This window comes from Candidatus Pantoea communis, assembly GCF_011752685.1.
GTDB lineage: Bacteria > Pseudomonadota > Gammaproteobacteria > Enterobacterales > Enterobacteriaceae > Pantoea > Pantoea communis.
Map to the genome: position 1 here is coordinate 191,563 of NZ_VWXC01000001.1, position 25,132 is coordinate 216,694.

Genomic DNA, 25,132 nt, shown 5'->3' on the forward strand with positions numbered 1-25,132 from the left:
CCTCACAGAATATGCAGTTGTTTAGCGAGTTTGTAATGATGCCCTTCGGTATCAACCAGGCGTTTTTTCATGCTTATAAGATCAATCGGTATCGGTCGATTACTGCCATTAATAATCACCGCTTTGTTGCGCATCCCCGACTGAATACAGCGCGCAACTTCACTGGCCATAATGGTGCCTTGATAAATCTCTTCACAGGTCGGGTCACCACTACGCAAGCCGTAACCAATAATAGTTTTACGAATTCGTACCCCTATTAGCGGCTCAATCTGTTTAATTAAGGTATCAATCGCGCCCTGAAAGCCCGGCGAGTATTCGCGGGTGTAGCCTTCAGAGCAGAGGATTACCACACTGTTTTGTGCAGCAAGTCGTTGCGTGATGCGCTCTGCCAACTCTTGTGTTGGGATTTGGCACTCCGGAATCAGCGCAAAATCAGCATTGGATTTGATCGCTGACTGCAGCGTCAATTCACCACAATAACCGCCGAGCAACTCCACCATGAATACGCGACCGGTTAATGCACGGCCGGTATTTCTTAACTTCGAAACTTCTTTTAAGACTTGCTCACAAGCGGTAGAGAAACCAATGGTGTAGTCACTGCCAAAAACATCATTATCAATGGTCATACCTACACCAAAGCAATTCACGCCGAATTCACTTAATGTATGTAAAAACTGTAATGAGCCATCCCCCCCGGCCATAATTAATACATCAATGCGCAGCGATTTGAGTTGTTTGGCGATCATCTCATACTCAGGGCGAATTAATTTTCGCGTGGTTCGTCCTGATTGCATCACGGGAATGGAAGTGATGGCATAGTCCACCAGATCGCGCTGTGACATTTCCTGATGGCGATTTTCTAATAAACCGGGAATGCCGCCATTAAATAACACCATATCTGCCTGCGTCATACGTGATATCTGAAACACAAAGTTATTTATTCCGGTAACATCGCCACCGCTTATCACTATGCCAATTCTCATTGTCATCACTCCGTATGCTGCGCGTCTGACATTCATTCTTCCGGTGAACGACTTTTCTATTTGCAACAGAGATCACATTTTTGCCATGTATTTCATTCCATCTGACGTTGACAAGTATTAATAGTCACTGTTTTTTGTGATGATTATCACATTGCAATTTTCACCCATCATTTAACAAAACCAATAAAATCATCCGGTTATATTTATTTCATGGTGTGAAACGCATTTAGCCTGCCATCACGTTTTTGCCTGAGTTTCTTTCGATCTGAATTGTGATTGCCCGCGCATTTTTATCGGTACGCCGACTTTTCCCCACGAAAGATAAAGGGATAATGATTCAGTGCGTTATTTGTTGATCAGTGCCGATGAATGATTGACGTCACGTTTATCTGGCTGTCCAATATCGCAGCAAATAAATGACGAAGAAGAGAAAACATGACCAACTCGCAGGAGATGTTGCGTCAGCTCGCTGACATAGTGGGCGACAAACAGGTATTGACCCATGCTGATGATAAAGCCTGGTACACCAAAGGATTTCGTGTCGGTCGCGGTGAGGCACTGGCAGTGATATTGCCGCAAAACTTGCAGCAACTGTGGCAAAGTCTACAGGTCTGCGTGGCACAGGACGCCATTATCCTGATGCAAGCCTCGAATACCAGTGTGACCGGCGGCTCAACGCCGGATGGCAATGATTATGACCGCGAAGTGGTGATCATCAGTACCCGCCAGCTCAAGGGCGTGCAGGTGATCGATCAGGCGCGTCAGGTCATCGCCTTCCCCGGCACCACCCTGACCGAACTAGAGCACACGCTGCAACCGCTGGGACGCGAACCGCACTCGGTGATTGGTTCCAGCTGCATTGGCGCTTCTGTCGTGGGCGGTATCTGCAACAACTCGGGCGGTTCGCTGATTCGCCGGGGCCCCGCCTTTACTGAAAAATCACTGTTTGCCCGTATTCATGATGATGGGCGCTTAGAAATGGTCAATCATCTGGGTATCGATTTGGGTGAAACGCCGGAAGCAATGCTGAAGAGTCTGACTGAGCAACAGTATCAGACCGGCGACCAGGCAGACTGGGACGGCAAAATATGGGCCGATGATTACGCCGATCGCCTGCGCGATGTCAACGCTGACTCCCCTGCGCGTTTTAATGGTGACCTGCGCTATCTGCACGACAGTTCTGGCAGCGCGGGTAAAGTGGTGGTGTTTGCGGTGCGCTTACCCACCTTTGAGGCCAGCGCGGGTAGCGATACCTTCTACATTGGCACAAACGATGAACGCGAGTTGGTGGCACTGCGTCGTTTTCTCCTCACCGAGATGAGCGAACTGCCGCTGCAGGCAGAATACATTCATCGCAACGCCTTCGACTTAACCGTGCGGTACGCCAAGCATATGTATCTGGCGATCCGTAAACTCGGCCCGCAGGCTATTCCTAAAATGATGAGCAATAAAGGGAAGTGGGACGTGCGTGTCAGCCATCTGCCTTTCCTGCCGCGTAATTTTGTTGATCGGGCGCTGCAATGCTTTAACCAGCTCACGCCGAGCTTTATTGCCCCGCGCATCATGGCTTATCGCGATGAATATCAACATCATCTGATGATCAAAGTCGATGCCCAGCAGACCCCTGAATTGCAGACGTTATTGCAGCAGTTCTTTGCCGGACACAGCGGCGGCTTTTTCCATTGTGATGCCCGGGAAGGCGCAGATGCCTTCCTGGTGCGCTTTGGCGTAGGCGGTTGCACCATCTCTTATTGTGATGCGCTGGGTTATAACCCGAACGAAAGGCTGGTGGCCTTCGACGTGGCGTTGCGCCGCAATGACGATGCCTGGCGTTTAATCTTACCCGATCACTTAGCGGCACAGGTGCAGGTTGATTCCTGCTGCGGGCACTTTTTCTGTTATGTGAATCATCAGGATTATGTGTTGAAGGAAGGGGTCGATGCGAAGACGTTTAAGGAGGCGGTGAAAGTCTATCTGGCTGAGCGTGGTGCAAAGTATCCGGCTGAGCATAATGTGGGGCATCTCTATCAGGCATCGTGCGAGCATGTGGATCACTGGAAGCAGTTGGATCCGACTAATAGCTGCAACCCTGGCGTGGGTAAAACCAGTAAGAAGAAGTATTGGGCGTAAAGGCATAACCTGGCACCATCCTATCTTCCCAGCCGTTACGCATCCTGATCCCTGTCCCGCAACAGGATGCGTAACCTTACTTTACTGACACGCCGTGTGAATTACTTCGCGTACGCTTCGGTAGACAGGGTTAGCGTCACATCATCGCTTACCGCTGGCACATATTTATCCAGTTTGAAATCCGAACGTTTGATCACGCCTGTAGCATCAAAACCAATCGCCTGCTTCTTCACCATCGGGTGCATGCCCTGTTGATTCAACGTCGCGTGCAGCGTGACCGGCTTAGTGATGCCTTTCAACGTCAGATTGCCTTCCACATCAAACTTATTGTCACCATTCGCCACCACTTTGGTGCTGTGGAACACAGCTGAAGGATATTTAGCGGTATTGAAATATTCCGTACCGAGGAACTCTTTGGTCAGCGCGGGCACATGCGTATCAATCTGAGAGATCGGCAACGTAACATCGACGCGCGACTGCTCAGGATGATCCTTATCAAACACCAGCGAACCTTTGCTGTTGGGGATGTCGGCCGTTGGATGGGAGAAACCGAAGTGCGTCCAGGTCACAATAACCGAGGTATGCGCGGGGTCGAGGTCATAATGCATCGCCGCAGCCTGAGAAACAGGTGCATACAAAGCAGCGGCTGCCAACATTGGCAGGATTAAACGGGTAACGTTTTTCACTCAGCGTTCCTTTTAGATCGGGAGAATCTATTGAGTGTCTCCAAATCGGAGGCTGAGGAATAGTGAAGAGATTTGCCCGTGACCTTCAAATATATTCAAAAATATCAGTGGGTAATGGTTTAGTGTGGTGAAAGTTTTTTAGACTGATAGTATTCATAGCCTGTTAACTATGACATCTGTCATAGCAGAAAAAACTGTGGGATTGGGCGCACAACACCGCAGTATTTGATTGGCGATTCATTCAAGTAGTGTTCAATTAAAAATAGCGGCCTGCCCCGTATTTTGCTATGTTCTCGTTTATATGCCTACAATCTGTAATGGAATTATTGATAAGGAAATCAACTTGCACAACGACTACATCATTTCTCAAATCGAGTCAGACAGGTCTCTAGCTCTGCGCTTAGAGAACGCCGTCAAAGGTGTAAGTGAAAATCTTGCAAAACAAATGAGCCAGATTGGCTCTGGTGTGACCCGACTCAGCTGGTACACGTCATGTTTAACTGATAACTATCTCGACGTGTGTTCTAAATTGAAGGACGAAGATGTTAGATTTTTACTCGGCCTACGGGAAATTTACAAAAGGCAGAGTATTGCAGTAGATATAATACAAATATATGTGGAGCATGAAATAAAAAACCTTAACTCTCATGGTAGAGATAAAATAATTAAAGAGTTAAGCGGGTATGGTAGTCGAATAGCATCCAACTTTGGCTTAAGCAATGGAATTTCCCTATCCATTGCATTAGCTGTAACTCGTGGATTAAATATTTCTGGATTTCATGTCGGAAAATGGACGGCTATACCTGTAATGGCGACAGGGCTTTATGGTGTTGTTCAGGATGCTGCAGAATCAGCTGGAAGATTGAAAATGTTAAACCCATTATTTTATCATGTTCTTTACACTAAAAAATTAGAAATGATGTACTTTATAGTGGAGCCGGTTCTTGGCCATGTCATCAAGGATTCATTTTTCGACGAAAATACAATAATTAAAAATTTAAAACATTTGCTCACCATGTCAGGAAATATGTAATCTTATGAGAAATTTAAAAAGCTTACTAAAAGATTTCCTTTGGATGCAAGTATTCACTGTCATACCTATTATATTTTTGGTGATCATTACATCATTCACATATGACAGATGGCCTGAAAAAACCTGGGCTACGTTAGCAATAAGTACATTTATACTGTATGGAATATTGATTTTCCTCGCTAAGAAATTTTGGAAGTAACTTTGGACTATAAGGCGTTACGTGGCTGCATTGGGCGGAGAGATAAGTATTGATGTGACTTTGCCTAACGGTAAGCACATCGCTTTTCAACTCTGATTAACGAGTATTCGCCAGCGGCGGCGTTCGCGCATTAATCGGGTATGAAGCTGCTGGATAAGGGGCAGTGTCAGGGATGCAACCGCATCGCGCGTGAGGGTCGGCAATCCCTGCTGTTGTCGTAACCCCTGCAGTGCGACTTCCGCGTTATCGCTGGCATCACACTGTTCGCGCAGTGTGGCTTGCCAGGCCGCTAAGGTTTGCGGCGTGATGGCATCTAGCTCTGCCACGATTTCGCGTAAAAAACGTTTGCAGTGTCCAAGCAGCGTTTGCCATGGAATCTGTGGCGACTGAAGTGCCAGCATTAGCCCATCGACATCCGCCACGCGCTGGTAGCGTGCCGACACCACATAGCCAATTTGCTGATCGACCCGTAATCGCTGGAAAAAGCGCGGTTCCAGCAACAACGACAGCGCGCGCAATGCGGCTATTTGCCTGTCATCAGCTAGCGGCAGCGGAATAAACAGCAGCAGCGCCTGATCGCCTCCGGTACAAGGGACCGGCTTAATGCCCCGCTGCAAGCGCGGCGGCTGTGCACCGCTTACTAAATCAGGCGTGAAGTCGCTGAGCAGATGCGATACTCGCTGATGCAATGACGTGTGCTTACCGCACCATGCTGCCAGCCATCGAGTGTCACCAGCCGGGGCAATCAATTGAGCGGGCAAGGCGGCAAGAAGCTGCCGAATCACAATCGTTTGGGCATGCGGCAGCGGTTTTGGCTGGGGCGTCAGGTTCAGTGCCTTAAGTGCATGATGCACGGACAACAAAGCGTGTGACTCACAGACAGGCAGATTCAGCACCAACTGCCAGACCCCCTGCTTCTGCTGCCAACTGCCACTTCCTCCAGCATGCCGCAACGCCGCCAGCACTGGACGCAGCCGGGTTTGCCGGGCCTGCGCTTCGGCATCACTCATCGTGTGATAAAAAGCGGGTCGCAACAGCAAGGTTTCAACCTGTTGCCGGGGCGCAAAACGCGGCAGCGGCATCGCTATCGGTGATAACAGTGGCAATACGGCCGGTTGCGTAGTGGGATAGAAAAAGAGTGCAGGCGTTGAAAATGTGCTGCGGCTTTGCGGCAGCCCTTTTTTGCGCAGCAGCGTGAAACCTTGCGTCTGGACGCTTTCTGGCGAGTCCAGTTGCTGCTGAGTAAGCAAGCGTGAGCAAGGCGCCTGCGCCAATGCGGCGATAAAAGCACTGAACCCCTGCGGCACATAATCGGCAGGCGCAAAGCCCAGCGCCCGGCCACGCAACTGCTCCAGTGGCGATAAGCAGGCAAAATCGTGCCGCGCCAGCTGCGCATAATGCTGCTGTTGCTCCGAAGAGCAGAGTTTGATGGCGTCTAAATGCTGCCAGAAGCAGTGTTCAATGTGATGAGCCTGCTCCGCACTGATTTTAGGCCCGCTGAAGCGCAGTGCTAGCCAACCGTGCTGCGCATCCTGCCACAGCCATTGTCCCTGCAGCGTATCGCATAATTCAGCTTCTCTGAGCGCGCTCAGCAGGCTGCCTGGCGCCTCATCTTGCCAGAACACACTGAGCAAGGTGACATTGTCACGTAAGGCACGTTCATCACCGGATAACATTAAAGTCAGCCAGAAGCTTTCATCACCTGCCAGCTGCAACATCACGTCGCCTGGAGGCTGTGTGAGTGTGAGATTTGAAGGTAAGATTTTTGCCGAGCTGATCGAAGAAAAATGCAGCGCCAGCTCCGCCAACTCATCTAACGATTGCGGGCCCTGCAACCACAACTCCATGGCATTCGCGTGATAAAAGCGCTGATGGAAGTCGCGCAACGCAACCTGCAATGAAGTGACATTGTCACCAAAAGCCTGCTGATTGCCGACGCGAAAACGTTGAAATGCCCCGCCCAACCTATCCACCAGCGCCGTTTCACAAAGCGTGTCGGCATGCTGTTGCAGAAGTTGACATTCCGCATCAATCACCGCCACTTCCTGCTCTATAGCCTGCTGACTCAACAATGGTGCGGCGATCATATCGCTCAACCGCTGCACACCCTCAGACAGCTTCGCCGCGGGAAGCTGGAAAAAAAAGGCGCTGTGGCTGAGTTGCGTGGTGGCGTTGACCTGCCCGCCGCGCTGTTGCACCCACGGCATCAGGCGCTCAACGTCTTTAAAACGCTCGCTGCCGCAAAACAACAGATGCTCCAGCAAATGCGCCAGACCCGGCCAGCGGTCGGGTTCATCCAGACTGCCCGCACGCACGCGAATCAACGTGGCGGCATCACGCGCATCAGCCTGATGATGCAGGTGGCAACGCAGGCCATTGGCTAACACCAGCTGGCGCGAGGTCATCAGGTGACTCGCTGCTTGAAGATCAGTTCAGAGTTGGAGCGATTGCGGAACTGAAGCTGGGCGATTTTGATGTCGCTACAGGTAGCTTCGCGGCGCGCTTCCAGGATCTTGCCGTGATGAGGTGACTTACTGCATACCGGATCGGTGTTATCCGCATTGCCGGTCAGCATGTAGGCCTGGCAACGGCAACCACCGAAGTCTTTCTCTTTCTCATCACAGGAGCGGCACGGCTCCGGCATCCAGTCATAGCCGCGATAACGGTTAAAACCAAACGAGTTGTACCAGATGTCTTCCAGACTGTGCTCAAGCACTGATGGGAACTCAACCGGTAACTGGCGTGCGCTGTGGCAAGGTAACGCCGTACCTTCCGGTGTCACACTGAGGAAAATTGAACCCCAACCGCCCATACAAGGCTTTGGTCGCTCTTCGTAATAATCCGGCGTGACGAACAGCAGATTCGTGAGGTTGCCGGTTTCGCTCATTCGCTCACGGTACTCCGCCACCACCGATTCGGCATGGGCAATCTGTTCCCTCGTCGGCAATAAGCCCTGGCGGTTAAGATGCGCCCAACCATAGAATTGGCAGGTCGCCAGTTCCACGTCGTCCGCTTCCAGCTCAATGCACAGGTCGATAATTTTATCGATCTGGTCGATATTATGGCGATGCAGCACGAAGTTCAGCACCATTGGATAGCCGTGTGCTTTTACCGCTTTCGCCATTTCCAGCTTCTGCTGGAAGGCTTTTTTCGAACCGGCCAGCGCGGCATTGAGGGTTTCATCACTCGCCTGGAAGCTAATCTGAATATGATCCAGACCCGCATCGGCGAAGGCGTCGAGTTTTTTCGCCGTCAAACCGATACCGGAAGTAATCAGGTTGGTGTAGAAACCGAGATCGCGTGCCGCCTTGATCAACTCGGGCAGATCTTTCCGCGTAAGCGGTTCGCCGCCCGAGAAGCCCATCTGCACACTGCCCATGGCGCGCGCCTGACGGAACACCTCGATCCACTGCTCAGTCGTCAGCTCTTTCTCCTGTTGCGAGAAGTCGAGCGGATTCGAGCAGTATGGGCACTGCAGCGGGCAGCGATAAGTCAGCTCAGCCAGCAGCCACAGCGGCGGCGTGGCGGTTTTATTCAGGTTCACGACACTGGATCCATTTCTGTTCTACGGCGGATTGCAGGAATTCCTTCACGTCATCATCCACGCCGCCCGCTTCCGGGAAACGGCTGTTGAGAATGGCGATGATGGCGGCCACATCCTGTTTGCCGGTGACCAGTTCAAGGATCGCCGTCGCGGTTTCATTCAGCTTCGCCATGCCTTCGGGATACAGCACCACATGGCTATCCTGCGCCGCTTCCCACTGCATGCGATAGCCACGACGGAAGGCCGGAATCAGATTATCTTTTATCATGTTACACCAGTCTTGTGCTGTGCCAGGACACCTGATCGGTGACCGTGTGATAAGGCGGGCGTTGCAAAGAATACGCCATGGTCATGGCATCCAGCAGCGTCCAGAGAATATCGAGTTTGAACTGCAGAATTTCCAGCATGCGGTTCTGCTGCTCAGCAGTGGTGAACACTTCCAGCGCCAGCGCCAACCCGTGCTCCACATCGCGGTTTGCCTGGCTCAGGCGGCTGCGGAAATAGAAGTAACCCTCTTCTTTGATCCACGGATAGTGCTGCGGCCAGCTGTCGAGGCGCGACTGGTGGATTTGCGGTGCAAACAGCTCAGTTAATGAGCTACAGGCCGCTTCCTGCCAGTTGGCGCGACGGGCGAAGTTAACGTAGGCATCCACAGCAAAACGCACGCCCGGAAGCACCAGTTTTTCGGACAGCAGGACTTCACGATCCAATCCCACCGCTTCACCGAGTTGCAGCCAGGCTTCAATACCGCCTTCCTGACCGTTGCTGCCGTCATGATCGAGGATGCGCTGCACCCACTTACGGCGGGTTGCGGGATCCGGACAGTTCGCCATAATCGCCGCGTCTTTAAGGGGAATATTGGTCTGGTAATAGAAGCGGTTCGCGACCCAGCCCTGAATCTGTTCACGCGTCGCTTCACCATTATGCATCGCGATATGGTACGGATGATGAATATGGTAAAACGCGCCTTTGGCACGCAGCGCCTGCTCGAATTCTTGTGGCGATAAGGCTTCGGTGATGATCACGATGCGCTCTCCTGCAGATGAATCGCCATCCCGTCCCAGCTCACTTCAATGCCCTGCTGCGTCAGATACTGACGCTGTGGCGACTGCTCGTTGAGGATCGGATTGGTGTTATTAATATGAATTAAGATTTTGCGTTTCGCCGGCAGTGACGCCAGCAGCGCCATCAGGCCATGCTCTTCCGCGAGGGCCAGATGCCCCATCGCTTTGCCGGTGTTTTTACCGACGCCAGTGGCGAGCAACTCATCGTCTTGCCAGACGGTGCCGTCAATTAACAGGCAATCGGCTTTCTCCAGCCACGGCATGATCACCGCATCGGGCTCGCCCAGACCTGGCGCATACAGCAGCGTCTGCCCATTGGCGGTATTTTCAATAAACAGCGCGACGTTATGGCCCGGTAACGGACGATCGCGATACGGCGAGTATGGCGGCGCGTTGCTGAGAATCGGGATGGCGGTGAACTGCAGGTTACGACAGACATCGACGCGGAACGGTTCGAGTGGCGTAAGACCATGATGCTGCAGCCCGCCATTCCAGTGCTGCAACATGGTGAAAATCGGGAAACCGCTGGTGAGATCGGCATGCACCTCGGGCGTACACCACACCTGATGCGGGCAGCCTTCGCGCAGACTGAGTAAACCGGTGGTGTGATCGATCTGACTGTCGGTAAGAATGATGCTGCCAATCGCGGTGCCGCGCAGTACCCCTTTTTTATTCAGTTCGGGTGTGTGGGCGATCTGCTGGCTGATATCTGGCGATGCGTTACACAGCACCCAATCTTCGCCGTTGTCACTGACAATGATCGAGGATTGCGTCCGCGCCTGAGCCTGAATCGTACCGTTGCGCAGGCCGCTGCAATTGGCGCAGTTACAGTTCCACTGCGGAAAGCCGCCGCCTGCCGCTGAACCGAGCACTTTAATAAACATGAGAGATAACCAGAATGAAAAATAAAATGCCCGCACGAATGGCGGGCAGAAAGTCTTAGCGGTTGGAGATGTACAGAGTCACTTCCAGGCCCAGACGCAGGTCAACAAATTCAGGTTTTTTCCACATAACTTTCTTCCTCAAAACAAATAACGCAGAGCAGGCTCTGCTGGAAATGCTTGCACCAGTAAACGAATTTTCTGGCAGCAAGGCACGACGCGGGCTGATGTTGCGCCAATGTAGCGGGCAGATCAACCCTGATTCGGTAAGGGAATTGTGCTAATCCTGCCAAATCTGTTGCAGGACGCGCAGCCAGTTCCCCCAGGCAAACTGCTCAATCATGACCTGATCATAGCCGAGTGACGTGAGCAGCGCATAGAGATGCGGTAGCCCTGAAACATCCTTCAACGCATCGGGCACGCTGATGCCGTCGAAATCCGAACCAAATGCTACGTTTTCTGGCCCCATTATTTCAACTAAATGATCCAGATGTTTAACAATTTCGATCAATGGCGTATCACTATCGCGCTTGCCATCCGGCCGTAAGAAAGCGTTACCAAAATTAATACCTACCACACCGCCGCTGTCGCGAATGGCACGCAGTTGCGGGTCGGTAAGATTGCGCGGCTGCGCGCAACGCACGTGAGCGTTAGAGTGGCTGGCCACCAGCGGTGCCGTTGAGAGCCGTGCGGTGTCCCAAAACGCTTTCTCATTCATATGCGACACGTCAATCATCATGCGATGGCGATTGGCGGCAAGGATCAACTGCTCACCGGCGGTGGTCAGGCCCGGTCCGGTGTCTGGTGAATGCGGGAAAGCACCGTTTACCCCCTCACCAAATCGGTTAGGTAAGTTCCAGAAAGGCCCGATGCTGCGCACGCCTGCCTGATAAAAGGCATGCAAATCTTCGCCATCGGCATCGAATCCATCCGCCCCTTCAATATGCGCGACCATCGCCAGCACGCCATCGTGGCGACAGCTGGCAATATCCGCCGCCGTCAGGCATAAACGGGCCCGCCCGCCGGACTGCGCTGCCAGCGTCTTGAGGATGTCGAGTTGCTGCCAGAGAATATTGAGCGGCTGCCACTGCTCGTTTGCACGTTGCGGCGCGACCTCATTGATGTAGCGCTGCGGCGGGACAAACAGTGCAAAAAGCCCACCGGCAAAACCACCCTGCTTCATACGTGGAAAATCCAGATGCCCTTTCTCAATGCCAGAAAAAAAGGCGCCAGCGGGATCGTCACGATGATGCAGCCACAGATTGAGCAGCAGGTCGTTATGACCATCGAAGGTTTTAAATAACATAGGGGATCACACAGCGAGACAATATAGGCGCCATGCTACTCGCGCCCGGTTGATTCGCCAAATAAAGGGGCACAAAGCGTTAGTTCTGTGCAACCTTTAGGCCATGATAAAAGGTGGGTTTGACGTCGAGATGCTGCTTGATCAGACCCTGATTTTGATAAAAATCGGCGGTGTCCTGCTGCTGCGCAATAGTGGCATCATCGATGGCTTGCCAATGCGACTTGCGCCGCGCAAAGGACTTCGCCGCGGCTTCTTTTGGGAAGCCGATAATTTTTGCCAGCGTGGTGGAGTACGCATCAACATGGCTGTTCGCCCAGCGATCTGCCGCCGCCAGACGATTAACGTAATCCTGCAGCGCCGCGCGTTTGGCATCATCTTTAAGGGCCGCATCGGTGGCCGCGAGGAAACTGTTGCCGCTGGAGAGGCCAACGCCATTGATCAGCACACGTCCAGTATGGGTGACTTCCGCTAGCGCGGTATAAGGATCCCAGGTAGACCAGGCATCCACTGAACCGTTGGCTAATGCGATGCGCGCATCGGCGGGCGTCAGGAAACGAAAGTTGGCGTCTTTATCGGTTAAACCGGCCTTTTCCAGTGCTTTTAACGCTTCAAAATGACCAATTGAGCCGCGCCCGGTGGCAATATTTTTGCCTTTCAGATCGGCCACGGTTTTGATCGCTGAATCCGGGCTCACCAACACCGCTAAACCTGCGGGTACGGATTTGCTCACTGCCACCGCTTTCACCTGCGAACCCGCCGCCAGCGAGAACAGCAGCGGCGCGTCACCGATAATCCCCGCATCGACGGCGCCTGCATTCAGCGCCTCCGCCAGCGGTGCCGCTGCCGGGAACTCCGCCCATTCGATTTTATAATTGAGATTATTGAGCTGCTGCGCCGCTTCCATCTCGGCATGCATATTGCCCTTCTGGTCGGCAATGCGCAGTGTGACGGTTTCCGCCGCAGCGGTTCCACTGGCAAGCATCACTAACAGGGCTAAAGCTTTTCTTTTCATTCTATTTTCTCTTATAGCGCAAAACCCCAGACTACCCTGTTGTGCTAAAAGCCCAGATGCCGATTTCGTCTGAGGAAAATCATCCTGCGCATAAGCAGTACAACGCTTTTGGCCGTCGATTCTCATCATCCCACATTTGTTGTGAACGGTTGGGATAGCGAGGGTTCACAGAATGTGGGCCCGGCTGCTGCGGCAACTTCGCAACGAAATGTCAGTTACGCAATGTAGCTTGTCAGTTATGCGTGAGCAGCGTGCGGCGATGTGGTCCAGACTGAGTACAGACCCATAAGGAGAACCTCATGCTGAACCACCCTGCTGAAAAATACCGCCCCTTCCCGGTGATCGATTTACCCGACCGTCAGTGGCCATCGCGCCAGCTCACCCAGGCACCGCGCTGGCTTTCCACCGATCTGCGCGACGGCAACCAGGCGCTGGCTACGCCCATGGACAGCGCCCGCAAGCTCGAGTTTTGGCAGTTGTTACTGCGCTGCGGCTTCAAAGAGATTGAAGTGGCGTTTCCTGCCGCCTCGCAAACCGATTTCGACTTTGTACGCCTGCTGATTGAGCAGAATCATATTCCACAGGGCGTGGCGATTCAGGTGCTGACGCAAGCGCGTAGCGACCTGATCGAGCGTACCTTTGAAGCGTTGCGTGGTGCACCGCAGGCGATTATTCATATGTACAACGCCACTGCGCCGTTGTTCCGCGAGCGCGTGTTCCGTCAAAGTAAGGCAGAAATCATTGAGCTGGCCTGCGCCGGGGCACGGCAAATCCGCGCCCAATGTGAAGCACAAAACGACACCGCATGGACCTTCCAGTATTCACCTGAAACGTTCTGCTTTACCGAACCAGAATTCGCGCTGGAGATTTGTGAAGCAGTCGCAGCGATCTGGCAACCGAGTCCGGAGCGCCCGATGATTATCAACCTGCCCGCCACGGTGGAAGTGAATACTCCGAACGTCTATGCGGATCAGATCGAGTATTTCTGCCGACATTTTAGCCAGCGATCGCAGGTGGCGATTTGCGTGCATCCGCACAACGATCGCGGCACCGGCGTGGCCTGCGCCGAACTGGCGATACTGGCCGGAGCCGATCGCGTTGAAGGCTGCTTGTTCGGTAATGGTGAGCGCACCGGTAATGTCGATATCGTGACGCTGGCGCTCAATTTGTATACTCAGGGCGTGGCACCGGAACTCGATTTCAGCGATATCCAGCAGGTGCTGGAAGTGGTGACCCGTTGTAACCAGTTGCCGGTGCATCCGCGCCATCCGTACGCTGGTGAGCTGGTGTTTACCGCGTTTTCGGGTTCGCATCAGGATGCGATTCGTAAAGGCTTTGCCGAACGCAATGAGCGTCAGGAAGCGATCTGGCAAATGCCGTATCTGCCACTTGATCCGATCGATATCGGTTGCAGCTACGAAGCGGTGATTCGCGTCAACAGTCAGTCGGGTAAAGGCGGAGCGGCCTGGCTACTGGAGCAAAACCATGGACTACAGTTACCGCGTGGGTTGCAGCAAGACTTCAGCCGCATTGTGCAGCAGCAAACCGATGCTCACGGCCAGGAGATGACCCATCACGCGTTATGGCAGCTGTTCTGTCAGCATTACGGCTTAACCCAGCCTGCGCGGCGTTTGCTGGAAGCGGAAAGCCACAGTGATGAGAAAGGGGAAACGCGGTTTAAAGCGCGGGTGCAGGATGGCGGACAAACGCTGTCGCTGGAAGGTAAAGGCAACGGACTGCTGTCGGCGGCGGTCGCGGCACTGCGTCAGCGCTATGATTTGGCGATTAGCATTGAGGATTACCACGAGCATACGCTGGGTAAACGCAGTGACAGCCGCTCCGTCACTTACATCAGCTGTCTCAATGCGCGCGGTGAACGTGCCTGGGGTGTCGGCATCGATAATGATGTAGCACGCGCCTCGTTACAGGCTTTGCTCAACGCAGCCCACGCTTTTCTGCCGCAGGAAAGTAGTTCGCCGGCGTAACGCCGAGCACGCGGCGGAACATCGCACTGAAGGCGCTCGGGCTGTCATAACCGAGTTCGAGCGCCACCGTTAACACCGTTTCGCCCTGCGCAAGCCGCGCCAACGCCACGCTGAGACGTGCGCGGCGCACCCAGTCGCTGAACTGCAATCCGGTTTCGCGGTTAAAATGCCGCGCCAGCGTGCGTTCAGCGACACAGAGTTCGCTGGCCGCTCTCGCGAGTGTCCAGCTCTCGCCCGGTTGCTGATGAATTTGCTGGCACAGTGCACGCATCCTCTCACTTTCCGGCCACGGCAGGCCGAAGGGCAGCACATCCATTACGCGAATCTCATCGAGAATCAATTCATAAATGCGTTCTGCACGACTGCCAGAAGCGTATTGATCCGGCAATGCCAGAGCACTGACGATCAGCTCACGCAGCAGCGGGGAAATCTGCACCACCTGACAGCTGGCAGGCAAATCCGCCCGCGCCAGCGGATCGACAAACAGCGTGCGTGCCGCCACGGCACCCACAATCTGCAGTGCATGCCCGGTGCCCGCCGGTAACCACACGCCACGACTCGGCGGCACAATCCAGCTGCCCTGCCGGGTTTCAACTTTCACTACGCCGCTTAAGGTATGGATCAACTGTGCACAATCGTGGTGATGCCATGACTCAGCATCACCGTGCACATAATCGTGCGCATAAGGCACCAGCGGACGCTGGCTAAAATCGAAGTTGAGGCGCTGGCTCATTTAGCGCTTCAGGTATTGGTAAACCGCCGCCAGGTCCTGCTCACCGTAACCGGCATCGACCGCTTGCTGCCAGACATCTACGATGTTCTCCAGCGCGGGCAGTTTGGTCTCACCCGCAGCATCCAGTGCCAATCTGGCATCTTTCAAAGCCCACACCAGATGCATCTGCGGGGTGAAATCACCACTGGCGATCATACCCAGTTTCATTTTGGCGTACGGGGCTGCCAGCGGGCCGCCATCCAGCACTTTCCACAGATCGTCGGTGCTGAAACCAAACTGCTCCGCCAGGCGTGTACTCTCCGCCAGACTTTGCATCAGGCCAATCAGCCAGCTGTTGACCACCAGTTTCATACGCGAGCTGGCACCCGCCTCACCCAGCCACTGTGTGCCTTTTCCAATTGCAGCAAACACCTGCTCAGCGGCCTGCGCTTTGCTTTGATCGCCGCTGGCCATCACCAGAATCTGCGCATTTTCGGCAGGCGCTTTGGTACCGGAAACCGGCGCATCGATAAAGAGCACATCCGGACGTGCCTGTTGCAGGTCGGCAATCAGCGCATCAGTCGCTTCCACGCCAATAGTCCCCATCTGGCAGACGGTCGCGCCCTGCTTCAATGCACTGCTCGCTTCGGTCAGCGTCTGACGCGTGGTGTCGCCGTCAGACAGCATGGCGATCACCACATCTGCGCCTTCCACCGCCTGTGCCGCGCTGTCGCTAAGCTGCAAACCAGCATCCAGCAGGTCTTCACCTTTGGCACGCGTGCGGTTCCAGCCGCGCACCACAAAATCTTTTTTCAGTAAGTTTGCGGCAAACGCGTGCCCCATTGCGCCCAAACCTAATACCGCCACGACGGGTTGCTGACTCATCTTGATTCCCTTTTATGCATTCAGACAAAACAGTCAGACTGACAGAAATTTCTGCGCGCAGCCAGGCGAGAGGTGCGCCGAAAGGCATTTTTTAATCTCAACCTCGACAAGACACAGTGGTAATCAGCATGCTTTTAAACAGCACTGGGGGCTTCCTGGCGAGGAGGATGGGATAACGATTTACCGGGTTAATTTTATCATTGCGGCAATGACACAAGAATTCGTATTCATCGCTATTCGATTATTGGAAAAAGTTCGCATATGATAAATGGGAAACTAACACTCTATAAATAATTACCGATGTCATCAGAAAACCAAAGCTTAAAAGTCACTCGAGAACGTGGAAGACCCCGAGTCTTCGATATGGACGACGTTTTAGATAAAGCAATGATAGTATTCAGAAAGAAAGGTTATCACGCTTCATCAATAGCCGACCTGGGCGAAGCCATGAGTTTAACGGCTGGAAGTATATATAAGGCGTTTACTGATAAGCGCACCCTTTTTTTGCGGGTATTTGAACGCTACATTGCCCTCCGTAATGCCGATTTACGTCAGCGGTTGCAACATTTCCCGGATGGCAGATCGCGGATTGAAGAATTACTGCAATTTTATTTAGACTCTGCGGTTGAGATTGAAGGGCGTAGAGGTTGTTTGGTTGTTGGGAGCACGGTTGAACTGCAAACGCTGGATGAAGAACTTTCAGAGTTAGTCAGGCAGGCCGTGTTGCGTAATCAAAACTTTCTCGTTTCGCTTATTATTGAAGGCCAGAAAGACGGATCTATTTCCTCTCAACTGGATGCTGAAACTGCGGCAGGCTTATTGCTGTGCGTGGCATTCGGCATGCGTGTGGTAGGTAAAGTTCAGGATGTGACTAATGGGAAAAAAACCATTACTATGGTGATGAAGGTTCTGGAATAATTCATTTACCATATTAGGAAATAATCATTTCCTAATTAAATTTAATCATAGCGCTCTCCTGAACGCCTGTGATCCCTAAGAGGAATTGATATGTGCATCAATGATGCAGCGAAGAATCACAGAATGGCTATGGAACAGGATGTGGCACCTCCGAAAGATATTTCAGAAGAGGAAGCCCTGGGGCGCGTTGTGGGCGAAATTTTAAGCGCGGGAAAAACGCTCAGTCGTAAAACACTGTGTTTTGAATTGCTCAAAAAGCTGGATGAAGCTGAAGAATCATCAGTTAAAAGGCACTATTCAAATATTTTTAAGAAATTATTGTCTTGTTAGCTTATAAATAAAAAGCGCATCCGTTTGATTGCTTTTAATATCTCTATTTTGAGCAATCATCGTTTCGTGTCGCCGACATCCTTTTTGTATTCGATAACATCATGAGCCCGTGCTTGCCGTTACGCTTATTCTTCTCGTTTCTGTATAAGAAACATCCCAATCATGGCTAAAACAAAGTAATAGGGAATAATCTGCTTTCCCCAGCGCAGAAAAAAAACAAAATCACCTCCTCATCCGATAAGAATTAATTATGTGTTTAAGTCATGAGGATAATAAAAATGAAAGACCCTATACAGCGTCGCATCCCGTCAATTTTGTCGCGCATTGAATTATCTGAACAGTGGCAAATCACTTACTGGACGCTCACTCTGCATACGACTCAGGAAAGACTTACCCGGGCGGTGCGAGAAGTAGGATCAGAGACAGAAGCTGTTCGCCGATGGCTCACTGAGCATCCTCCTGCCCGACAACCTCAGTCTTATTAAGATGATAGGCCATCGTCATGACACTGGCGGGAGAGACACATAAAGACAACGTGAGCGCAGTTTCACTATCGTTATGGCTTATGAATCCATCCGGCAGCCGCTCAGTCGTTTGCGTTGTCCCTGTTCAGCCCATTGCCAACAAAATAGCCATGAGTCAACGGCCTTTACGCAGCAAACGTCACAGCCCTCTCCCTGCCTGAGGTATAAAACGCTAATAACAGCATTTATTTAATATCATGCGTGAAAATGTAATACCATTTATCGGCAAAACTATTAACATATGCGCGATTAATGTTCCATTTGGTTCATTCCACGTCTTTTATACGGTCTTTCATAATGAAAATTGCTTTACTGCGACAGGCACCGTTGCTGATGCTGCCTGCATTATTCCCTTTGCAATTGATGGCGGCGGATAATGCCAGCAATACCATGGTCGTCAGTGCCGCGCCCGCGGGCACCGGTTTGTCAGAGCTGGATACGCCCGCGGCGGTGAGTGTGGTGTCCGGTGACGATATGCGTCATGCGGCACCACGCGTCAACCTCTCGGAAAACCTCGCCAGCGTGCCGGGCATGCAGATTCAGAATCGCCAGAACTATGCGCAGGATTTACAAATCTCCGTACGCGGATTTGGTTCGCGATCAACCTTTGGCCTGCGCGGTATCCGCCTGTATGTCGACGGTATTCCCGCCACGATGCCAGATGGTCAGGGACAAACCTCAAATATCGACATTGGTTCGATTGATCACGTTGAAGTACTGCGCGGCCCCTTCTCAGCCCTGTACGGCAACTCGTCGGGCGGCGTGATTAACGTCGAGACCCAAACCGGCCAGCAGCCCACCACGCTGGAAGCCAGCACCTGGTACGGTAGCTACGGCAGCTGGCGCAACAGCGTCAAAGCCAGCGGCGCCACCGGTGATGGCACCCACGCCGGTGACGTGAATTACACCGTGTCGGCCTCGCGCTTTACCACCCATGGCTATCGCGATCACAGCTCGGCAGAGAAAAACCTCGGTAACGCCAAACTCGGTGTGCGCATTGATGATGTCAGCACCCTGACGCTACTGTTTAACAGCGTTCACGTGGATGCGCAGGATCCCGGCGGTTTGACCGAGGAGCAATGGAAAGATAATCCGCGTCAGGTTGCCAGTAACGTAACGCTTTACAATGCGCGCAAAACCGTCGACCAAACGCAGGCTGGGCTGCACTATCAGCGCCAGATGAGCGAGAACGACGATCTCAGCGTGATGATGTACGCTGGTGAGCGTGAGACTACACAGTATCAATCGATCCCGGCTAGTGCGCAGATTAATACTAAAGGACATCCCGGCGGCGTGATCTCGCTGGCACGACACTATCAGGGGATTGATACGCGCTGGACACATCGCGATACCGTGTTCACCCTTCCCGTGACGCTGACCGCTGGTCTCGACTATGAAACCATGACCGAGAAGCGTAAAGGCTATCAGAACTTCACCACCAGCAATGGCGTGACGGATTACGGCGTGCAGGGTGATATGCGCCGCAATGAACGCAACCTGATGTGGAACCTCGATCCTTATCTGCAAACGGCGTGGCAGTTCACCGATAAGTGGTCACTGGATGCTGGTGTGCGTTTGAGCACGGTGAATTTCGACTCTAACGATTATTACGTCACTTCCAGCGATCCCGATGACAGCGGTAATCGCCGTTATCACCGCTGGCTGCCAGCCGCCTCACTGAAATATGCGATTGATAATAGCTGGAATGCCTATGTGTCTGCGGGCCGTGGCTTTGAAACGCCTACGCTAAATGAGTTGTCTTATCGCTCAACCGATCAGTCTGGCCTGAACCTCAATCTGAAGCCGGCGACCAGCGATACGGTTGAGCTGGGCACTAAAAAGCGTATCGGTAACGGTTTAATTACCGCCGCCGTGTTCCAGACCGATACCAAAAACGAAATCGTCTCTGACAGCAGCTATGAAGGCCGCACCAGTTATAAAAATGCCGGTGAAACCCGTCGTCGCGGGCTAGAGTTGGGTCTGGATCAGGAGTTTGGTTATGACTGGCACCTGAAAGCGGCGTGGACCTTGCTGGATGCGCGCTATCGCTCTAACGCCTGTGGCACTGAAAGCTGTGACGGCAACCGTATTCCAGGCATCGCACGTAATATGGCCTATGCCGGGTTAGCCTATGCACCGGATCAAGGCTGGTATGCCGGCGGTGATGTGCGCTACATGAGCGACATTGCAGCGGACGATGAAAATGATGTCAAAGCACCCTCTTATACCGTATTTGGCCTGAACTCGGGTTATAAGTGGCTGGTGCAGAACTGGACGCTGGACTTGTTTGGTCGCGTGGATAACCTGTTTGACCGCACCTATGTGGGTTCAGTGATCGTCAATGAGAGCAACGGTCGCTATTACGAGCCGGCACCAGGACGCAACTACAGTGTAGGTCTGACGGTAAGTTATGCGTTTCAGTAACTGACATCGCGCCTGAAAAAAAGCCCTGCAACCTTATTCGGATTGCAGGGCTTTTTTTATGCCGTTTTGACAATGCGCATGCAGTGCATGAGCATGCCTGACCAGTCGTTTTACTTCAGCAGAGCCAGCACGTCGGTGGTTGAGCCGGTTTCGCCCAGACGCGGGAAGATACGCTCAACGCTGTTTTGGTGGGTATCAGCGTTCAGACAGGTCATCGCATCTGTTGCCAGCGTGACGTTGTAACCTAGCTCGTAAGCCTGACGCGCAGTGGATTCCACGCCAATGCTGGTGGCGATACCGCACACCACCACCTGAGTGATACCACGCTGCTGCAACTGATCGTGCAGATCCGTGTTGTGGAAACCACCCCAGGTCTTTTTCGTCACGGCAATCTCATCAGCTTTCAGCGCCATTTCCGGCACCAGCACAGCCCAGTCGGCTGGCAGTTCGCCACTGTGACGCGCCTGCTCGTTACGGCCTGGTGCGCCACCGGCGACATTCACTTTCACCACCGGCAGGTTTTTGCCATGAAACGCCTCAACCAGTTGTGCACAACGCTCAACCACGACATCGGCTGACAAAGGCGCAACAGGAAGGCGGACAATACCGTGCTGCAGGTCAATCACAATCAGGGCGGTTTTTGCGTCTAAGGTCGTTAAAGCCATGGGAATTCCTCTCAGGATTATTGGTCGGCAATACGTTGCAGTAAGGGAATAGCGGCCATTAAAATTTTCTGTTCCGCACTATTGAGCGTGGTTGCCATGCTCTGGAGTAGCCAGTCATCACGTTGTGCACGATTGGCAGCGATCAGCGTCAGGCAGCTTTCGGTCGGCAGATAGCGGGTTTTACGGCCGTCCAGCGGGTCGGCTTCGCCTTTCACTAACCCCTGCTCCTGCAAGCTGGCAACGGTCGCACCCATCGACTGGCTGCGCACGCCTTCTAACCCGGCCAGTTCAGTTATCGTCATCGCGCCATCGCGCACCAGATAACCCAACACAGAAACCTGCGGCCAGGTAAGATCGCCCGGTGGGGCCGATTCGCGCAGACGTCGCGCCAGTTTGCCATTCACGCTGCGTAGAGTCGCAGCCGCGCTATTCAGGTCACTCATGGCACCTTCTCCTTACTGATGAAGCGCGAGTATATAAATACGAAGGCAAACTGTGTAGTTTACCTTCGTATCAATTTGTAATTGGCACTCAGGGCCGCTTGATATAATGAATCAAACTGTGAAAACGCAGAGGTGTGCTGAGGGGATTGCGGTAACTGTGCGCGACATCCGCCGCAAACTGGTGCGCTTCGCCGCTTTGCAGACGACGCCAGGTTCCCTCCACGCACAGCAGCAGCTCACCTTCCAGCACCACCACCTGCTCAATCACGCCACTTTCGTGTGCGGAAGAGTCGCTTTGTGCACCGCCAGCAAGCGTGACTTCCAGCAGATCAAAACGCAACGCGGCATCATAGGGCAGCAGCGGCTTCACCTGCATTTGCGCATTGGGTTGGCTAAACGTCGCGGCGATACCCGGCGGTTGATCGCTACCCTGAACAAAAAACGAGAAAGGCACATTGAAACCGGTAGCGATTTTCCACAATGTCGCCACCGTCGGGCTGGATTCACCGCGTTCAATTTGGCCCAACATCGCTTTGCTGACACCGGTGCGATCCGCTGCCAGTGTCAGGCTCCAGCCGTTCGCCTGGCGCAATTGTTTTAACGCCTGGCTCAAATGTTGATGCAGATTTTCCATGCTATCTCCTGGCAAATTCGCGCGCAGTGTAGCACTTGTGCGTTATAACACACTCGTGCAATAGTGTGCGTTATAACGCACAGCAGGATGCAAACCAATGATCACCGCCACTTCGCGCAACGCTTTCTCTTTCCCTATGCTGGTTTCCGGCTTTATTGCGGTGCTGGTGGGATACAGCAGCACTGCCGCATTGATTTTCCAGGCCGCTCAGGCTGCAGGCGCCTCGCCAGAACAGATCGGCGGATGGCTGTCGATGCTCGGCATTGGTATGGGTCTCGCCTCTTTCGGTCTTTCAGTGTGGACACGCATGCCCATTCTGGCCGCCTGGTCGACGCCGGGGGCGGCACTGTTGGCCACCAGCGTGCAGGGCCTGACCTTAAATGAAGTGGTCGGCGTTTTTGTGGCGACCAATGCGCTGATCGTACTGAGTGGCGTGACCGGACTGTTTGCCCGCTTGATGAACCACATTCCGCAATCTTTGGCCGCGGCAATGCTGGCGGGGATTTTGCTGCGCTTCGGGATCGGCACCTTTACCGGTTTACAAGGCAATTTCGCCCTGTGCGGCAGTATGTGTCTGGTGTGGCTGTTAAGCCGACGCTGGCTGCCACGCTATGCCATCATTCTGGCGCTGATCGCTGGCGTGCTGGTGGCGGTGGGTCAGCAGGCGATTCATTTCCCGCCGCATGCTCTGACGCTGAGCGTGCCGGAATTTATCATGCCGCAGTTCACGCTGGCATCGCTGATTGGGGTGGGATTGCCCTATTTTCTGGTCACCATGGCCTCACAAAATGCGCCTGGCATTGCGACCTTACAGGCGCATGGTTACCAACCGCCGGTTTCCGCTCTTACTGGCTGGACCGGCTTTATTGCGCTGGTCTTGTCTCCGTTTGGCGGCTTTTCGGTGTGTATTGCGGCCATTACCGCTGCCATTTGCATGGGAGAGGATGTGGATGCCGATCCGAAACGACGCTGGATGGCCTCCGCGATTGCCGGGATTTTCTATCTGCTGACTGGCTTTACCGGCGCGCTGATTGCCATTCTGTTAAGTGCCTTGCCGCAGGTGCTGATCGCCACGCTGGCCGGGCTGGCGCTGCTGGCTACCCTCTCCGGCAGCCTGCAACGCGCTCTCGCCGAGCCCGATCACCGTGACAGCGCCATCGTCGCCTTTTTAATCACCGCCAGTGGTATCTCTCTGCTGGGGATTGGTTCTGCCTTCTGGGGATTAATCGGCGGCATGATCACCCATCTGGTGCTGAGCCACCGCGCACGCGCTTAAAATTTCAGCAACCGACGCTTACACGCGGGAAAAACACCCTGTTTTTCCCCCTTTATCAGCCGTTTGATTCCCCTGCATTTGGCTTAAGATCACCAGCATCGCCAATTACACACACTGTTTTGCTTCAGGCAACCACCGATAAGGGCCCTACGAGTGGCAAAAACTTTTCTGCGCAGCGGCAATCTGGATTCGGTACTGGCACTGGGTGAAAACGGCCAGCCGGTCTGGGCTTCTGCCCTGCAAATCCGTGAAACACTGCGTTTGCGCCGCCAGACGGCGCTGGCAAACTGCCTCGCCATTCCCCAGGCCAACGAGCGCGGGGATCGCCTCGACTGGTATGCGCCCTTTAACGGCAAAGTGAAATCGTGGCGCGGTGCCAGCGATCATGAACGGCAAAAAGCGCTGGAACTCCTGACGCTCAACCAGCAGGATTTACTGGCCGCAAGTTTACGCGCGCGTGACGCGGAGAATCCGGCGATGCGCCTGTTTGGCGCCTTACTGAGCAAGACGCTGCAGTTCCCGGATCAGCAGTACGTTTATCTGGTCGACGGCAAACCCGTCATCACCTTCTGGGGCTTTGTCGATCCGCAGGCGCGCTCACGCGATGACGCACTGGCCTGCCTGCGCGACAGTCTGGAGGAGGATTTACCGCCGTTGCTGCCAGAACCACCGGCTGCGGTTATCGTGGCACCGGTTATTGCGCCTTTGATTGAGGTGCCTGCCGTTGTGGCTGCACCCGTGGTGGAAGAGCCCGTTGAGATCGCCCAGCCTGAACCCGAAGCGCCACAACCCGCACCTGAGCCTGAGCCTAAAGTTGAACAGCCGCCTGTTCGCCGCCCTTCCGCATTGCGTCCATTGGCATTGCTGCTGCCGGTTGCCGCCGTGGTTGCGGCTGGCGTAGCGTTCTGGCTGCACAGCCCAGCGCCTGAAGCCACACCGCCTGCCCAGGTTGCCGATGCACCGGCTCCCGTTTTCACGCCACCGCCAGTGGTCGCGAAAGCTGAGAAACTGGCCGCCACGCTGCCACAAAAAACGGCCACGGTCACCGCTGCGCCTGTGCCTGCCGCGCCTCCTGCACCGCCTGAGGTGATTGCTGAACATACGGAACCGGCTAAGGCTGATGACCTGGTGATGACTACCGAAGATGCGCGTATTGGCTCCGTGAAGTTTATCAACGGCACCTGGCGCGTCATATTACGACAAACTAACCTGCCAACCGGTAAGCCACCGAGCCTGCGTTACCAGCTGCGTAACGGTAAAGGCATCGCTACCATTACACAGGGCGATAACATCCGCTGTAAAGCCGATGTGACTGCCGCAATGACGGTGGACGGCACCATGGTGGTTCGCAGCCGCTATACTGCGACCTGCAGCGACAAATCGCGCTACCGCATGCCGGAACTGGTGTGTAAAGCCGGTGATGGCATTGCCAGTTGTACTGCGCAGTACGGCGCAGATCAGGTCTTCCCGTTGACGATTAAGCGTGAGAGTAAGTAAA

24 protein-coding genes and 1 pseudogene are annotated in these 25,132 nt (G+C 53.6%); 10 read left to right on the plus strand and 15 right to left on the minus strand.

Annotated elements, in window-relative coordinates; all coding sequences use genetic code 11:
• Positions 1-2 precede the first annotated feature (2 nt).
• Entirely contained in the window at positions 3-983 is a 981-nt protein-coding gene (locus F3J37_RS00850) for a 6-phosphofructokinase (RefSeq protein WP_034827295.1), read from the minus strand.
• Between the two features lie 435 nt (positions 984-1,418).
• On the opposite strand from F3J37_RS00850, the gene dld reads away from it, so the two are divergent.
• Positions 1,419-3,113, plus strand: a complete 1,695-nt coding sequence (gene dld, locus F3J37_RS00855) for a D-lactate dehydrogenase (protein ID WP_166931288.1) — start codon at positions 1,419-1,421, stop codon at positions 3,111-3,113.
• 101 nt (positions 3,114-3,214) lie between these two features.
• Here the strand turns inward: dld and F3J37_RS00860 are convergent, their stop codons facing one another.
• Entirely contained in the window at positions 3,215-3,769 is a 555-nt protein-coding gene (locus F3J37_RS00860; RefSeq protein WP_205298845.1) for a YceI family protein, read from the minus strand.
• Between the two features lie 373 nt (positions 3,770-4,142).
• On the opposite strand from F3J37_RS00860, the gene F3J37_RS00865 reads away from it, so the two are divergent.
• Both F3J37_RS00865 and F3J37_RS28080 read left to right on the plus strand, forming a co-directional pair.
• Positions 4,143-4,832: a hypothetical protein gene (locus F3J37_RS00865; protein ID WP_166931294.1), complete on the plus strand. Its 690-nt coding sequence runs from the start codon at positions 4,143-4,145 to the stop codon at positions 4,830-4,832.
• 199 nt (positions 4,833-5,031) lie between these two features.
• Positions 5,032-5,127, plus strand: a pseudogene (locus F3J37_RS28080) (helix-turn-helix domain-containing protein); the annotation flags it as partial.
• Here the strand turns inward: F3J37_RS28080 and pqqF are convergent.
• From pqqF to F3J37_RS00905, 8 genes are all read right to left on the minus strand, one after another.
• A complete protein-coding gene (gene pqqF, locus F3J37_RS00870; protein WP_166931296.1) occupies positions 5,118-7,436 on the minus strand; it encodes a pyrroloquinoline quinone biosynthesis protein PqqF in 2,319 nt (772 codons plus the stop codon). The pseudogene F3J37_RS28080 and the gene pqqF overlap by 10 nt on opposite strands.
• A complete protein-coding gene (gene pqqE / locus F3J37_RS00875; RefSeq protein WP_160867239.1) occupies positions 7,436-8,575 on the minus strand; it encodes a pyrroloquinoline quinone biosynthesis protein PqqE in 1,140 nt (379 codons plus the stop codon). Before pqqE ends, pqqF begins: the two co-directional genes overlap by 1 nt.
• The gene (pqqD, locus tag F3J37_RS00880; RefSeq protein ID WP_064511334.1) at positions 8,562-8,843 is read right to left on the minus strand and encodes a pyrroloquinoline quinone biosynthesis peptide chaperone PqqD; all 282 of its coding nucleotides are present in this window, start codon (positions 8,841-8,843) and stop codon (positions 8,562-8,564) included. Before pqqD ends, pqqE begins: the two co-directional genes overlap by 14 nt.
• A 1-nt stretch (position 8,844) precedes the next feature.
• A complete protein-coding gene (gene pqqC, locus F3J37_RS00885; RefSeq protein WP_038647148.1) occupies positions 8,845-9,600 on the minus strand; it encodes a pyrroloquinoline-quinone synthase PqqC in 756 nt (251 codons plus the stop codon).
• Entirely contained in the window at positions 9,597-10,523 is a 927-nt protein-coding gene (gene pqqB / locus F3J37_RS00890; RefSeq protein ID WP_166931299.1) for a pyrroloquinoline quinone biosynthesis protein PqqB, read from the minus strand. Before pqqB ends, pqqC begins: the two co-directional genes overlap by 4 nt.
• Positions 10,524-10,578: 55 nt before the next feature.
• Entirely contained in the window at positions 10,579-10,650 is a 72-nt protein-coding gene (gene pqqA / locus F3J37_RS00895) for a pyrroloquinoline quinone precursor peptide PqqA (protein ID WP_010617686.1), read from the minus strand.
• A 150-nt stretch (positions 10,651-10,800) separates the two neighbouring features.
• Positions 10,801-11,826 (minus strand): dipeptidase, encoded by a 1,026-nt coding sequence (locus F3J37_RS00900; RefSeq protein ID WP_166931301.1) that lies wholly within the window; start codon positions 11,824-11,826, stop codon positions 10,801-10,803.
• A gap of 79 nt (positions 11,827-11,905) precedes the next feature.
• Positions 11,906-12,838, minus strand: a complete 933-nt coding sequence (locus F3J37_RS00905; protein ID WP_166931303.1) for an ABC transporter substrate-binding protein — start codon at positions 12,836-12,838, stop codon at positions 11,906-11,908.
• A gap of 299 nt (positions 12,839-13,137) precedes the next feature.
• Between F3J37_RS00905 and leuA the strand changes: the two genes are divergently transcribed.
• Positions 13,138-14,823, plus strand: a complete 1,686-nt coding sequence (gene leuA, locus F3J37_RS00910) for a 2-isopropylmalate synthase (RefSeq protein ID WP_166931306.1) — start codon at positions 13,138-13,140, stop codon at positions 14,821-14,823.
• Here leuA and F3J37_RS00915 read toward each other — a convergent pair.
• Both F3J37_RS00915 and F3J37_RS00920 read right to left on the minus strand, forming a co-directional pair.
• Positions 14,774-15,556: an AraC family transcriptional regulator gene (locus F3J37_RS00915; RefSeq protein ID WP_166931308.1), complete on the minus strand. Its 783-nt coding sequence runs from the start codon at positions 15,554-15,556 to the stop codon at positions 14,774-14,776. The genes leuA and F3J37_RS00915 overlap by 50 nt on opposite strands.
• Positions 15,557-16,420, minus strand: a complete 864-nt coding sequence (locus tag F3J37_RS00920) for an NAD(P)-dependent oxidoreductase (RefSeq protein WP_166931311.1) — start codon at positions 16,418-16,420, stop codon at positions 15,557-15,559. It lies immediately after the preceding gene.
• Positions 16,421-16,720: 300 nt separating this feature from the next.
• Between F3J37_RS00920 and F3J37_RS00925 the strand changes: the two genes are divergently transcribed.
• From F3J37_RS00925 to pqqU, 4 genes are all read left to right on the plus strand, one after another.
• A complete protein-coding gene (locus F3J37_RS00925) occupies positions 16,721-17,338 on the plus strand; it encodes a TetR/AcrR family transcriptional regulator (RefSeq protein WP_034827323.1) in 618 nt (205 codons plus the stop codon).
• 123 nt (positions 17,339-17,461) lie between these two features.
• Complete coding sequence (locus tag F3J37_RS00930) at positions 17,462-17,668, plus strand: biofilm development regulator YmgB/AriR family protein (protein WP_072017021.1); 207 nt, start codon at positions 17,462-17,464, stop codon at positions 17,666-17,668.
• Between the two features lie 278 nt (positions 17,669-17,946).
• On the plus strand, positions 17,947-18,153 hold the full coding sequence (locus tag F3J37_RS00935; RefSeq protein ID WP_166931313.1) for a DUF3606 domain-containing protein: 207 nt from the start codon (positions 17,947-17,949) through the stop codon (positions 18,151-18,153).
• A gap of 336 nt (positions 18,154-18,489) precedes the next feature.
• Positions 18,490-20,616 (plus strand): TonB-dependent receptor PqqU, encoded by a 2,127-nt coding sequence (gene pqqU / locus F3J37_RS00940; protein WP_205298835.1) that lies wholly within the window; start codon positions 18,490-18,492, stop codon positions 20,614-20,616.
• Between the two features lie 110 nt (positions 20,617-20,726).
• Here pqqU and F3J37_RS00945 read toward each other — a convergent pair whose 3' ends face one another.
• The 3 genes from F3J37_RS00945 to F3J37_RS00955 all read right to left on the minus strand — a co-directional run bounded on the left by F3J37_RS00945 (position 20,727) and on the right by F3J37_RS00955 (position 22,358).
• The gene (locus F3J37_RS00945; RefSeq protein ID WP_034827326.1) at positions 20,727-21,281 is read right to left on the minus strand and encodes an isochorismatase family protein; all 555 of its coding nucleotides are present in this window, start codon (positions 21,279-21,281) and stop codon (positions 20,727-20,729) included.
• Positions 21,282-21,298: 17 nt separating this feature from the next.
• Positions 21,299-21,724, minus strand: a complete 426-nt coding sequence (locus tag F3J37_RS00950; RefSeq protein WP_166931316.1) for a MarR family winged helix-turn-helix transcriptional regulator — start codon at positions 21,722-21,724, stop codon at positions 21,299-21,301.
• Positions 21,725-21,812: 88 nt separating this feature from the next.
• Entirely contained in the window at positions 21,813-22,358 is a 546-nt protein-coding gene (locus tag F3J37_RS00955; RefSeq protein ID WP_166931318.1) for a helix-turn-helix domain-containing protein, read from the minus strand.
• Between the two features lie 97 nt (positions 22,359-22,455).
• Between F3J37_RS00955 and F3J37_RS00960 the strand changes: the two genes are divergently transcribed.
• Both F3J37_RS00960 and F3J37_RS00965 read left to right on the plus strand, forming a co-directional pair.
• Positions 22,456-23,634, plus strand: a complete 1,179-nt coding sequence (locus F3J37_RS00960; protein WP_052127500.1) for a benzoate/H(+) symporter BenE family transporter — start codon at positions 22,456-22,458, stop codon at positions 23,632-23,634.
• A 153-nt stretch (positions 23,635-23,787) separates the two neighbouring features.
• Entirely contained in the window at positions 23,788-25,131 is a 1,344-nt protein-coding gene (locus F3J37_RS00965) for an SrfA family protein (RefSeq protein WP_166931321.1), read from the plus strand.
• Position 25,132 lies beyond the last annotated feature (1 nt).

What these genes read in the sequence shown, in the direction of transcription:
- F3J37_RS00850 (WP_034827295.1), bottom strand. Translation starts at nt 983, where the DNA reads ATGAGAATTGGCATAGTGATAAGCGGTGGCGATGTTACCGGAATAAAT.
- dld (WP_166931288.1), top strand. Translation starts at nt 1,419, where the DNA reads ATGACCAACTCGCAGGAGATGTTGCGTCAGCTCGCTGACATAGTGGGC.
- F3J37_RS00860 (WP_205298845.1), bottom strand. Translation starts at nt 3,769, where the DNA reads ATGTTGGCAGCCGCTGCTTTGTATGCACCTGTTTCTCAGGCTGCGGCG.
- pqqF (WP_166931296.1), bottom strand. Translation starts at nt 7,436, where the DNA reads ATGACCTCGCGCCAGCTGGTGTTAGCCAATGGCCTGCGTTGCCACCTG.
- pqqD (WP_064511334.1), bottom strand. Translation starts at nt 8,843, where the DNA reads ATGATAAAAGATAATCTGATTCCGGCCTTCCGTCGTGGCTATCGCATG.
- pqqB (WP_166931299.1), bottom strand. Translation starts at nt 10,523, where the DNA reads ATGTTTATTAAAGTGCTCGGTTCAGCGGCAGGCGGCGGCTTTCCGCAG.
- F3J37_RS00900 (WP_166931301.1), bottom strand. Translation starts at nt 11,826, where the DNA reads ATGTTATTTAAAACCTTCGATGGTCATAACGACCTGCTGCTCAATCTG.
- F3J37_RS00905 (WP_166931303.1), bottom strand. Translation starts at nt 12,838, where the DNA reads ATGAAAAGAAAAGCTTTAGCCCTGTTAGTGATGCTTGCCAGTGGAACC.
- leuA (WP_166931306.1), top strand. Translation starts at nt 13,138, where the DNA reads ATGCTGAACCACCCTGCTGAAAAATACCGCCCCTTCCCGGTGATCGAT.
- F3J37_RS00915 (WP_166931308.1), bottom strand. Translation starts at nt 15,556, where the DNA reads ATGAGCCAGCGCCTCAACTTCGATTTTAGCCAGCGTCCGCTGGTGCCT.
- F3J37_RS00920 (WP_166931311.1), bottom strand. Translation starts at nt 16,420, where the DNA reads ATGAGTCAGCAACCCGTCGTGGCGGTATTAGGTTTGGGCGCAATGGGG.
- F3J37_RS00925 (WP_034827323.1), top strand. Translation starts at nt 16,721, where the DNA reads ATGTCATCAGAAAACCAAAGCTTAAAAGTCACTCGAGAACGTGGAAGA.
- F3J37_RS00930 (WP_072017021.1), top strand. Translation starts at nt 17,462, where the DNA reads ATGGCTATGGAACAGGATGTGGCACCTCCGAAAGATATTTCAGAAGAG.
- F3J37_RS00935 (WP_166931313.1), top strand. Translation starts at nt 17,947, where the DNA reads ATGAAAGACCCTATACAGCGTCGCATCCCGTCAATTTTGTCGCGCATT.
- pqqU (WP_205298835.1), top strand. Translation starts at nt 18,490, where the DNA reads ATGAAAATTGCTTTACTGCGACAGGCACCGTTGCTGATGCTGCCTGCA.
- F3J37_RS00945 (WP_034827326.1), bottom strand. Translation starts at nt 21,281, where the DNA reads ATGGCTTTAACGACCTTAGACGCAAAAACCGCCCTGATTGTGATTGAC.
- F3J37_RS00950 (WP_166931316.1), bottom strand. Translation starts at nt 21,724, where the DNA reads ATGAGTGACCTGAATAGCGCGGCTGCGACTCTACGCAGCGTGAATGGC.
- F3J37_RS00955 (WP_166931318.1), bottom strand. Translation starts at nt 22,358, where the DNA reads ATGGAAAATCTGCATCAACATTTGAGCCAGGCGTTAAAACAATTGCGC.
- F3J37_RS00960 (WP_052127500.1), top strand. Translation starts at nt 22,456, where the DNA reads ATGATCACCGCCACTTCGCGCAACGCTTTCTCTTTCCCTATGCTGGTT.